Source organism: Prosthecobacter sp., from assembly GCF_020439865.1.
Classification (GTDB): Bacteria; Verrucomicrobiota; Verrucomicrobiia; order Verrucomicrobiales; family Verrucomicrobiaceae; genus Prosthecobacter.
The window spans coordinates 1-10,156 of record NZ_JAGRPF010000076.1 but is presented as its reverse complement, the minus strand read 5'-3'; the positions used below and the strand labels follow the sequence as shown (position 1 = coordinate 10,156).

Annotated in this window: 10 protein-coding genes; 4 read left to right on the top strand and 6 right to left on the bottom strand. The window is 61.2% G+C overall.

From position 1 onward, the window contains the following. The 4 genes from KDL09_RS08360 to KDL09_RS08345 form a co-directional block, all read right to left on the bottom strand. Positions 1-382 (bottom strand): aquaporin (locus KDL09_RS08360; RefSeq protein ID WP_294383835.1); only part of this gene is annotated, 382 nt, incomplete at its 3' end. Between the two features lies 1 nt (position 383). Then, positions 384-872 (bottom strand): DUF6428 family protein, encoded by a 489-nt coding sequence (locus tag KDL09_RS08355; protein WP_294383833.1) that lies wholly within the window; start codon positions 870-872, stop codon positions 384-386. Between the two features lie 6 nt (positions 873-878). Further along, positions 879-1,190, bottom strand: coding sequence for a metalloregulator ArsR/SmtB family transcription factor (locus KDL09_RS08350; protein WP_294383829.1), 312 nt, complete (start codon positions 1,188-1,190; stop codon positions 879-881). Positions 1,191-1,239: 49 nt separating this feature from the next. Next, the gene (locus tag KDL09_RS08345; protein ID WP_294383828.1) at positions 1,240-2,097 is read right to left on the bottom strand and encodes a helix-turn-helix domain-containing protein; all 858 of its coding nucleotides are present in this window, start codon (positions 2,095-2,097) and stop codon (positions 1,240-1,242) included. Between the two features lie 88 nt (positions 2,098-2,185). On the opposite strand from KDL09_RS08345, the gene KDL09_RS08340 reads away from it, so the two are divergent. Continuing rightward, the gene (locus KDL09_RS08340; RefSeq protein ID WP_294383825.1) at positions 2,186-4,516 is read left to right on the top strand and encodes a hypothetical protein; all 2,331 of its coding nucleotides are present in this window, start codon (positions 2,186-2,188) and stop codon (positions 4,514-4,516) included. Here the strand turns inward: KDL09_RS08340 and KDL09_RS08335 are convergent, their stop codons facing one another. Beyond that, entirely contained in the window at positions 4,517-5,665 is a 1,149-nt protein-coding gene (locus KDL09_RS08335) for a sterol desaturase family protein (RefSeq protein WP_294383822.1), read from the bottom strand. A 132-nt stretch (positions 5,666-5,797) separates the two neighbouring features. On the opposite strand from KDL09_RS08335, the gene KDL09_RS08330 reads away from it, so the two are divergent. From KDL09_RS08330 to KDL09_RS08320, 3 genes are all read left to right on the top strand, one after another. Next, entirely contained in the window at positions 5,798-6,394 is a 597-nt protein-coding gene (locus KDL09_RS08330) for a helix-turn-helix domain-containing protein (protein ID WP_294383820.1), read from the top strand. Positions 6,395-6,400: 6 nt separating this feature from the next. Next, complete coding sequence (locus KDL09_RS08325) at positions 6,401-6,745, top strand: hypothetical protein (protein ID WP_294383818.1); 345 nt, start codon at positions 6,401-6,403, stop codon at positions 6,743-6,745. Positions 6,746-6,813: 68 nt separating this feature from the next. Continuing rightward, entirely contained in the window at positions 6,814-9,321 is a 2,508-nt protein-coding gene (locus KDL09_RS08320) for a glycosyltransferase family 2 protein (RefSeq protein ID WP_294383815.1), read from the top strand. Here KDL09_RS08320 and KDL09_RS08315 read toward each other — a convergent pair. After that, positions 9,318-9,956 carry a VTT domain-containing protein gene (locus KDL09_RS08315; protein ID WP_294383813.1) on the bottom strand — a complete coding sequence of 213 codons (639 nt, stop codon included), beginning with the start codon at positions 9,954-9,956 and terminating at the stop codon, positions 9,318-9,320. The genes KDL09_RS08320 and KDL09_RS08315 overlap by 4 nt on opposite strands. Positions 9,957-10,156 lie beyond the last annotated feature (200 nt).

The window sequence follows — 10,156 nt, the reverse complement described above, 5'->3', positions numbered from 1 at the left end:
CGGTGAGGATGAATTCCAGCACGAAACTCTGCATGGCGGAGCCTGCGGGCAGCGTGGCGCCGAGTTTTTCGTTTGAGGGAAACAAAAGCCGCAAGACACCGCTCGCGACCAATGCGCCGGTGATTTGCACACCGATGTAAGCCGGAACAGCCTTCCATGGGAAACGACCAGCCACTGCAAAACCAAGGGTGACGGCGGGATTGAGATGCGCGCCGCCCACATCGCCGAAGGTGTAGATCATCGCCATCACTACTAGACCGAAGGTGAGCGCGATGCCCGCGTGGCCGATGACGCCGCCGCTCACGTCATTGATGACAATCGCTCCCGTGCCCGCGAAGACGAGCGTGAAGGTGCCAAGGAATTCGGAGAGCAGCTTGTTCATGTCAGCAGCATTTGGAGCCGGGTGTGCAGCAGGTCTGCGGCAGGATTGTCAGTGCGGGCTCAGGCGTGCAGCACTCGCCTGGAAGACAAATGCCGCGGGCGAGACAGTCGGTGTGCTTCCACCCGCAATGAAAGGCGAGAGCGCCATCGATGACCTCCGCGCTTTCGACCGGGAACTGCGCCACGACGCCGTCCTCGTATTCGATTTCGACGGGCAGATCATGATGCGGCAGCACATCGCCGGCCTTGTCAAAGATGGTGGCGAGTTTTCCGGCCACGAGACGATGATCGACGTCGCTGTGCACCCACGTCTGCAGCAAGCAGGTTTCCAGCGTGCGCCGTGTGCCACCGCAGTCGATGAAGCGCTTCGTGACGTGGCCGACTTCGGTGATGTGGAAGTGCGCGGGAATCATGCCGCCGTCCGGCAGCACGATGGCGAGCGGTTTGTCCGCGTGAACGCGGAGTTGGGAAAGGAATTCGGTGATGTTCATGGCAAATCAGCAGCAGGTGGTGGTTTTCTTTCCGCCGCAGGCGAGCTTGTCCACGCAACGGAGAAACTCGCCGAGGCAGTCACAGGCGAGCGAGTAGTAGATGTTCAGGCCGCGTTTCTCGCAGTTCAGCACACCGGCTTCGCGCATGAGCGTGAGGTGCTTCGAAACGGTGGACATGTCCGAGCCGACGAGGTCCTTCAGATCGCAGACGCACATCTCGCCCTTCATGAGCGCCTCCGCGACTAGCAGCCGCGACGGGTGACTCAGCGCCTTGATCACGGCGGCGCGTTTTTCGGAAGCTTTTTTGAAGGAGGGCACCTAATTGGCTATTTCGCCAAATAGTCACGACCTGCAAGTGGTTTTTCCATCACACGGCTTCCGCACCACCGGCACGATACGCGGAAGGTGAGACGCCGGTGTGACGGCGGAACCAGGCGGTGAAGTGTGAGGCATGCCGGAAGCCGAGGGTGTAGGCGAGTTCTTTGAGCGAACCATTGTCAGCGACGATGCGTTCACGCGCAGCTTCCAGGCGGCGACGTTCCAAGAATGCACGCAGGCCCACGCCGAGATGCTGCTGGAGCAGTTGCTCCGCACGTCGCATGCCCAGCGGGAACGCAGGCGGCAGCGTCGGCGTTGCTTGATCCAGCGGCCGAGCATTCAGCCACGCGATGAGCTGATCCACCCGACGGCGGCTTTTGCCCGCAGGCGGCTCCGGCTGGATACTAAACTCACGCAGCGTTTCGAGGAAATCGGCAAACCATCGGCCAAAGGCCGCCTCGCGTCTCGCCCAATCAACAACAGCGAGCGCCGCAGGCTGCGTGGCCTCGCGATAGGTCACCGATGTCTTCCCGCAATGAACAGCACGGAAGAGTTCCAGCGTGGCGCGGCGCAATCGCGCGGACTGGATGGCGACATTGAGTCCGGTGCGAAGGAGCGGTGTTCCGTCCGGCCAGGTGCTGCGGAAGCCGACGGACAGGAGCTGTGTCTTCTCAGCGAACCAATGCTTGCGCAAGCCGGGAGCAGAGAAAAACGCGTGGCCGCGAGGCACGACGATTTCATTTTCGTCGGCGCGGATGCGCACTTCGCCGCGTTCGACGAAGAACACACCCGGCGGAACAGGGATCTCAGCCGACCAGACGCCGCAGGTCGGCACGGGGCCGCGATACACCCACAGCCATTCGTGGCGGAGGCTGCGCCAGGCGTCGGCGATGATCGTTTTGGGCATCAGTCAGCTTGGCCGGACATGTAAGCGATTTCAAATCGGTATAACGAGGCCGGGTTGCCAGCGTCGGCGAACTCGCTTTGCTCACCGGATGAGATTCAACCTTCTCGGCCTCTCCCTTTTCGCCGGAATCGCATTCGCGCAGGAACCACGCAGCGTCAGCGGCATCTATCCGTCGCTCGCGATGTTCAACAACGAAGGCGAGTGCGGCACGGGCGCGGTGGTGCCTTGGGCAGACCGGCTGTGGGTCATTACCTATGGGCCGCATCTGCCGTTCGGATCGAGCGACAAGCTTTACGAGATCACCTCAGATTTGAAACAAGTCGTTCGCCCGGAAAGCGTCGGCGGCACGCCGGCAAATCGCATGATCCACGAGGAGTCGCAGCAGCTTTTTATCGGGCCGTATGCCATCGACGCCGAGCGCCACGTGCGTGTCATTCCGCCTTCACGCATGCCGGGCCGTCTCACGGGCAATGCGCGGCATCTGACCGATCCCGCAGGCAAGATTTACTACGCCACGATGGAGGAAGGGCTCTACGAGGTCGATGTGAAGACGCTGGCGGTGAAAAACTTCATCCGCGACGGCAACCCGATCAAAAAGGACTTCAAGGTCGAGACACCGCTCTCGAATCTCGAGTCCCAACTGCCCGGCTACCATGGCAAAGGCCTGTATTCGAGCCAGGGTCGCGTCATCTACGCCAACAACGGTGATCGCGACAAACGCGTGCTCACGGATCCCACCACGCCGAGCGGAGCGCTTGGCGAATGGTTCGGCGAAGGCGACTGGCAGCTCGTTCGCCGGAATCAGTTCACCGAAGTGACCGGCCCCGGCGGCATTCGCGGCAGCGATCCCAACGCGCCTGTGTGGAGCATCGGCTGGGATGCGAAGTCGCTCATCCTCATGCTGCTCGATGGTGGCAAGTGGAAGTCGTTTCGTCTGCCAAAAGTCAGCCACAGCTACGATGGCGCACACGGTTGGAACACGGAATGGCCGCGCATCCGCGACATCGGCGAAGAAAACCTGCTCATGACCATGCACGGCGCGTTCTGGAGCTTCCCGAAGACCTTTTCCGCATCGAACACCAGCGGCATCCGCGTGCGGAGCGCCTACCTGAAGGTCATCGGCGACTTCGCGCGCTGGAACGACCGCCTCGTTTTCGGCTGCGATGACTCGGCGAAGTCGGAGTTTCTCAACAAACGCAAAGTCAAAGGCGGCATCGACAGCATCGGTCAGTCCCAGAGCAATCTGTGGTTCACCAGCCCCGACACGCCCGACAAACTCGGCCCAGCGCACGCCAGCGGCGCGGTGTGGCTGCACGACAGCGTCAAAGCAGGCGATGTGAGCGATCCCTTCCTCGTCGCCGGTTGGAAGCATCGCAGCGTCTGGCACATCGACCATGCGACCGGGGAATCGAAGCGCGTTGAGATCACCGGCGATGACGAGTGGCTGCGTGTGAAGGCCGAAAAGGATTCGAAGGACTTCAGCGTCCTCATCATGCTCACCAACGGCGATTCACGCGGCTCCGAACCAGATGCCATTTTCGACGGCATCGCGCGAATCGGCGACGACAACGCTCAAGCGGGCGTGTTCCGGCCTCGTGGTGAAAACAAGCGCACGCTCAGTTTTGCGACGAACGCGGGCTACTACGAGATGGGAGCCGATTTGAAGCTCGCAAAAGTCGAGGATGCTGCGGCGGAGAAATGGGTGCAAACCAAGGTCGCCCTTCCGAAAAATGTCATCACTCTCGACGAGGCCAGCGTGCTCGTCGTCGATGATCGTGGTCGTCGCTGGCGCCTGCCGCGCGCTTCCAAGGACTACGACGCCGCGACGAACGCTGGTGAGCTGCGCATCTGCCGCGAGGTCGCCACGGAGCGCGACATGCTCAGCGCCTGCGGCACCTTCTTCGAGCTGCCCGCCGAAAACGCCGACGGTTTCGCAAAGATCCGCCCGGTGTGCTCGCACAACCTGCGCGTGACCGACTACGGCGGCTATCGCGGCATGTTCATCATGAGCGGCATCAAGCCGGATGCGAAAGCAGGCGAGCACATCATCCGCAGCGACGACGGCAAGACGGCGCTGTGGGCCGGAACCATCGATGATCTGTGGAAGCTAGGCAAACCACGTGGCGAAGGCGGTCCGTGGAAGAACACGAAGGTCAAGGCGGGCGACAAGAGCGACCCCTATCTCATGTGGGCCTACGACAAGCGCACGCTGATGCTCAGCCATGATCAAAACGAACCGGTGAGCTTCCACATCGAACTCGACCTCACCGGCACCGGCTTGTGGGTGACGTATCAGCATCGCGAAGTTTCACCCGGCGAAGAAACGAGCCTGACCTTTGAACCTGCCGTGCAGGCCCGGTGGATTCGGGTGAGCTCCAAACACGACTGCCAGGCAACGGCCCAGCTGAAGTATGAGTGATTACTTCTTCCGCCGGAACGGATAGAGAAACTGCTGCCAGTAGCCCTTTGGCACCGGATGACCACCGATGCCGTAACCCTCGGGCCAGCGACCGTTTTCCGGCATGTGATGCGTGCCGAAGATCTTGTCGAACAACGGGAAGTGAATGGCGAAGTTCACGTCGATGGCCTCCTTCTCGATGCCGTGGTGCCAGTGATGGAAGCGCGGTGTGACGAAGAATTTCTCGAAAACCCTAAGCTTCCAGCCGAGGTTCGAGTGCGCGAAGGTGGCGAAGAGATAAACGACCAGCACGTAGGCGTTCACCGCCGTCTGGCTGAAGCCGAGCAGGATCATCGGAAAGACCGTGGTGCCGCGCAGCACGAGGATCTCGAGGAAGTGCATCCGCGCCCCGGCCATCCAGTCCATGTTTTGCGCGGAATGATGCACGGCGTGGAAGCGCCACAGCGCCGGAATGCGATGGAACAGACGATGCACCCAGTACTGCACCAGGTCCGTGAGGAACATGATCGCAATGAGCTGCACGAGGAACGGTAGCGCAGCGACCCAGCCGCGAAATTCCGTCCATGACGTGTGTTTGAAGAGCGTCTGCGCCGGCAGAAAGCTCAGCCACGTCAGCACCTGCACCATCATGCTGCTGATGAGGTAGTAGAAGAGGTCTTCGCGCCATTCGTAACGGAAGATCCCCTGCTCCGCGCGATGTGGAAAGATCGTCTCCAGCGGTATGAAGAGAAAACCGGTGAACAGCAGCCTGAGCACGAAGAAATCGAGGCCGAAATACGCCGGAGTCAGATCAGGGGCCACCGCAGTCGCCGACGCCCCACCAAAAGTAACAGCCAGCAGAGTGGCGATCATTCCCGTCATGCCCAAAGCCTTGCTTGGGCGCAGGACGAGGTTCAGCATCGAAAATCCAAACGCGAGGACCATTAGAACGAGCATTCCCGTGCGGAAGGCGGGATGGCCGATCAGGGCGGCGTTCTCCTTCATCGTGAAGACGCCGGGAAAGCGCATCATGATCACGCAGCCGAGCGAGGCGAGACCGAACATCATGCCCAGCACACCGCTGATCCAGCCACTTCCAAACTTTCGCAGTGCGGGAGGCGCCTCGAGTTCACGACGGATCTTCAGACGAGTCTCGTGGATCGGATTCATTTGAGGCATTCTAGTATTCCTCAACTCGTTTACAAGGATTCTGGACGTTGCAGACCCTTTCTACCGAAACGGCTCCCACAACGAACACAAAAAATTTCATCGCATCCGGAGCCGAAGGTGTCACACTTGCCCATGCCAACCGCCTTTGGACAAAAGCTCAAGGAGACCCGCGAACTGCGTGGTTTGTCGATTGAGGACGCCTCGTTTGAGACGCGCATTCCGGTGCAGCGTCTGCGGTTGCTGGAGTCCGGTAACCTGGCCGCCTTCGGCAGCATGACCTATGCCCGTTCCTTCATCCGTCGCTACAGCGACTACCTTGAGGTGGATGCATCGGAAGTGCTGGAAGATCTGCCCGAAGGGGTGCTGGGCGGTGAGCGAGATTACCGCTATCTGACTCAGTCGCACGGCCCTTGGCTGCGTGAAAACATCACGCCCTCGGTGAGCACCGTCTCAGCTCCTCCCGGCAGGCTGCAATCCATCAAATCCCCCGTGCCGGCGGCCATTGCCGTGTTCGTGTTGATTCTCGCCGGTACCGCCATGTGGGGCAAGCACGTGGCCGACGCTCACCGTCAGGTAGAACCCGCTGCTTTGAAAGCGCTGCCGGTTGAAGATAACGAAGAAGAAGCCCAACCTGCGCCGACCGTCACGAGCACGGTTGATGCGGCGAGTGTCAAATCGAAGCAGGTGGACTTCCCTGTCTCCGTCCGCAAAGCAACCCCGGTGGACTAAAACACAATGGCTGCTCCCGATTCCATTCCTTCAAAATCCCCTTGGTGGCTGGAGTCACTGGTCTGGTCGCTCGCCTTTGTGGCGGCCGTGGCGTTGGCGGCATGGCTGAATGAAACCGCCCGTGAAATCGTGATGCAGGGTTTGGCTTATCTCTTCACCTTTTTCTCCACGCCGTTTGTTCTGGAAGCCTGCGTCGCTTTTGTGGGCCTGTGCATCGTGATGGCCATCAATCACCGCCGCATCGAACGTGAAGGGGACGGCTGGGTGGAAATGGAGATCAAACAGCCCGCTGCCGAGAAAGACTCAGCCGCCGGTGAGACCGAGCCTTCAGCCAAGGCATCCGAGGTCTGAATCCAACTGGCCGCAGACGCGTCCATGTTTCATCTTTCGGTTCTTCCGAACGTGAATTACACGCCTGCATGACATCCGCTCCGCCACCAACCAACCCTCCGCCCGCAGCTCACGGGCCGCGCGTGGTGACGGCGGGAAAATTCCTGAGGCTGGCGGATGGCGCGCCGCACTTCATGCGCGGCATCAGCTATGGGCCTTTCAAACCAAACTCGCGTGGCGAACCTTTTCCCGAAGACGCACGTCTCTCGGCCGATCTGGGCCACATCGCGTCGCTCGGGTTCAATACGCTGCGATTGTACGAACTGCCCACCCCCGTCGTCCTGCGTGAAGTCGAAGCGCTCGGTCTCCGTCTGATCGTCGGCATCCCGTGGACAGAGCACGTCGACTTCCTCATTGATCACTCTCTTTGCCGCCAGATCAAAACGCGTGTCGCTGAAGTCACCGCAAAATTCCAGGATCAAGCCTGCATCAGCGCCTTCCTCGTCGGCAATGAGATCGAGAAGACGCTCGTGCGCTGGATGAAACCCCGACGGGTGCGCGACTTCATCGAAGGTTTGATCGAGACCGCCCGTACCAACGCCCCGCGGACGCTCATCAGCTACGCCACGTATCCTTCCACCGAGTATCTCGTTCCGAGAAACGCCGACTTCTTCGCGGTGAACGTCTACCTCGAGTCGGCTGCCACCTTCAACGCCAGCCTCGCTCGTCTGCAGAATCTCGCAGGCAACAAGCCGCTGGTCATCACCGAGTTCGGCATCGATGTCGCCGCACATGGCCCGGAGCAGCAGGTGGAAGTCATGCGATGGCAGCACGACGCCCTGCTGCGCGGAGGATGCGCCGGTGGCGTCTGGTTTGCTTACACGGACGAATGGTTCCGAGGCGGAAACGACGTCACACGCTGGCAGTTTGGCATCGTGGATCGGGAGAGGAATGAACGCCCTGCATGCGCCCTGCAGCGCGAGTTGCGGCCTTTCCTGCTCCCGCCGGCCAAGCCCCCACGCATCTCCGTTGTCGTCTGCACTCGCAACGGAGATCACACTTTGCCAGCCTGTCTTGAGTCGTTGGTGGTGCAAAACTATCCGGACTACGAGGTCATCGTGGTCGACGACGGTTCGAGGGACGCCACAGCAGAGATCGCAGAGCGCTTTCAACGGGTGCGCTATCAGTTTCAGGATCACGCGGGGCTCAGCGTGGCACGCAATCTCGGCGCGAAGATCGCCACTGGTTCCATAATCGCCTACACCGACGACGATTGCATCGCACATCCTGAATGGCTCACCCATCTGAGCCACGCTTTTGAAATCGAATCCGTCGCTGCAGCCGGAGGTCCCAACATTCCGCCGCCGCCGCGCAGCCAAATCGAACGTGTCGTGGCGGCGGCTCCCGGCGCGCCGGCGCATGTGCTCCTCAATGACACAGAAGCCGAGCACCTCCCAGGCTGCAATCTCGCCATCCGCAAGGAAGCACTCGATAAGATCGGCGGATTTCGCGCGGAATTCATGACAGCGGGTGATGACGTGGACATATGCTGGCGCCTGCGCGAAGCCGGTGGACGGCTGATCTTTGTGCCGGGCGCGATGGTGTGGCATCACCGCCGCTTCACCATCCAGGCCTACTTGAAACAACAGAGTGGCTACGGACACGCGGAAGCGCTGCTGATGAAGGCGCATCCGGCGCGTTTCGGGTTTTTGGGTGGTGCGCGCTGGCGTGGCGGCATCTACGGAGACCTGCCGCCAGCAGACTGTCTGATCGAAGGCAGCATCTTCCATGGTCCGTTCGGGCTCGGTGCGTTTCAGGTGATCTACGCTTCGTCAGGATATCGCTGGTGGGAAACTTTCACCGGTCTGCTGTGGATTGCGCTGCTGCTGCTCGCGCTCGTATGCCGTCAGCCTTGGGTCGCCGCCGGGTTTCTGTTGTTCGCACTCGGAGCCGCGTGGCGGACGGGATCACGAAACGCCGCCGCCGCGTCTGTGCGCGGGCCGGGAGATCGTCTGCTGCTCGTCTGGTTGAGCCTGCTGCAACCTGTCGTGCGTGAATGGGCACGGCTCTGCGGCATGATCAAACTGGGCGCCAGGCCCAGCCGTCATCCGCTGCTGCCGGAAATCGCTCCGCCTGAGATGCCACACAAACAAACCATTCCTCTGGGAACACTAAAGTTCTGGAGCGAGGACGGCGTCACCCGGGATGCCTGGCTGCGCGAAATGCGCGCCGCCCTTCGGAACACGCATACGGTTCATCGCGAAGACGACGGCTGGCGCTGGTTTGACATCGAAGCATGGCCATGGGCCGAGGTATCGCGCGCTTGGCTGACGGTCACCGAATATCATGGCGATGACCGCTGCCTTACCCGCGTGCGCTGCATGCTGCGCGTAAGGCGTGGAATGGGCTGGAACTTCCTGCTCTGGTTCATTATCGCCGGACTCATGATGACAACGCGACATCTTCTGATGATCGGTGCAATCGGCGCTGTCGCCGTTTTGATCCTCACCCCTTTGGGTTTGTGGCTCGCACGCCGAGAGATGATGCGTCTCGCTCGCTCGGCGGCGGCGGCGGCAGGGTTGAAGGAAATGCGCTAGCGCTTCAGAAAGCGCGCCGCTCCGAGCCACAGCATCACCGGTACGATGCAGCTCAGGGCCATCGCCCATCCCGGCTCGCTTTGACCAAGATGGCCGATCGCCGCAAAGGCAAAGCCAGTTGGCAGCGAACCGCAGGCCAGCGCGGGGAAAAAGACACGCGCGTTCATTCGCGACAGTCCCGCAAGACACGCCACGGCTTCCGGCAGCACCGGCATCCAGCGCGACAGCGCCACCAGCCAGCCGCCGCGCTTTTCGAAGATCTCCTCGCCTCGCCGCAATCCTTCTTCCCCCGCAATCCAGCGCGCCGCACCGCGACCCAGCCACCGGCACGCCACATACGCGATCGCCCCTGAGAGCATCGAGCCTGCGGCGGCGATTAACCCGCCCAGCCACCAGCCGTACATCCAGCCGAGCGCGGACATCACCACTGTCGAAGGCACTGGAAGCGCGATGTCCGCCACCAGCAGCACGATGCCAGCCGCCCAGGCCCAAGCGCCATACCCCTCCATCCACTGGCGCGCACCTTCGAGACTGAGCGTCTTGTCAAAAGCGGCACCCCAGATCACAAACGGCACGATGATCCCGGCGAGGATGACAAGAATAAGAATGATGAGCGAGCGGTTGCCCCGGGTCATGCCTCAACTCAGCGAGCAGCGCCCTCAAGGCAAGAGCGGCTGCGCTTTCTCCACCATCGCCGCCTCGCGCTGACCGCTGCCGGGACGGTTCACATCGCCGATGTCAGCACGCGCCTTTTCGGCAAGCGCGGTCAGTCGCGCGACCACATCGGGATGCTGCGCGGAAGCTTCGTGCTCCTCGCTCACATCATGCCGCACAT

Bases quoted from the DNA above. Each gene is read 5' to 3' on its own strand.
- KDL09_RS08355 (WP_294383833.1), bottom strand. From the start codon at position 872: ATGAACATCACCGAATTCCTTTCCCAACTCCGCGTTCACGCGGACAAA.
- KDL09_RS08330 (WP_294383820.1), top strand. From the start codon at position 5,798: ATGCCAACCGCCTTTGGACAAAAGCTCAAGGAGACCCGCGAACTGCGT.
- KDL09_RS08340 (WP_294383825.1), top strand. From the start codon at position 2,186: ATGAGATTCAACCTTCTCGGCCTCTCCCTTTTCGCCGGAATCGCATTC.
- KDL09_RS08315 (WP_294383813.1), bottom strand. From the start codon at position 9,956: ATGACCCGGGGCAACCGCTCGCTCATCATTCTTATTCTTGTCATCCTC.
- KDL09_RS08335 (WP_294383822.1), bottom strand. From the start codon at position 5,665: ATGAATCCGATCCACGAGACTCGTCTGAAGATCCGTCGTGAACTCGAG.
- KDL09_RS08325 (WP_294383818.1), top strand. From the start codon at position 6,401: ATGGCTGCTCCCGATTCCATTCCTTCAAAATCCCCTTGGTGGCTGGAG.
- KDL09_RS08345 (WP_294383828.1), bottom strand. From the start codon at position 2,097: ATGCCCAAAACGATCATCGCCGACGCCTGGCGCAGCCTCCGCCACGAA.
- KDL09_RS08320 (WP_294383815.1), top strand. From the start codon at position 6,814: ATGACATCCGCTCCGCCACCAACCAACCCTCCGCCCGCAGCTCACGGG.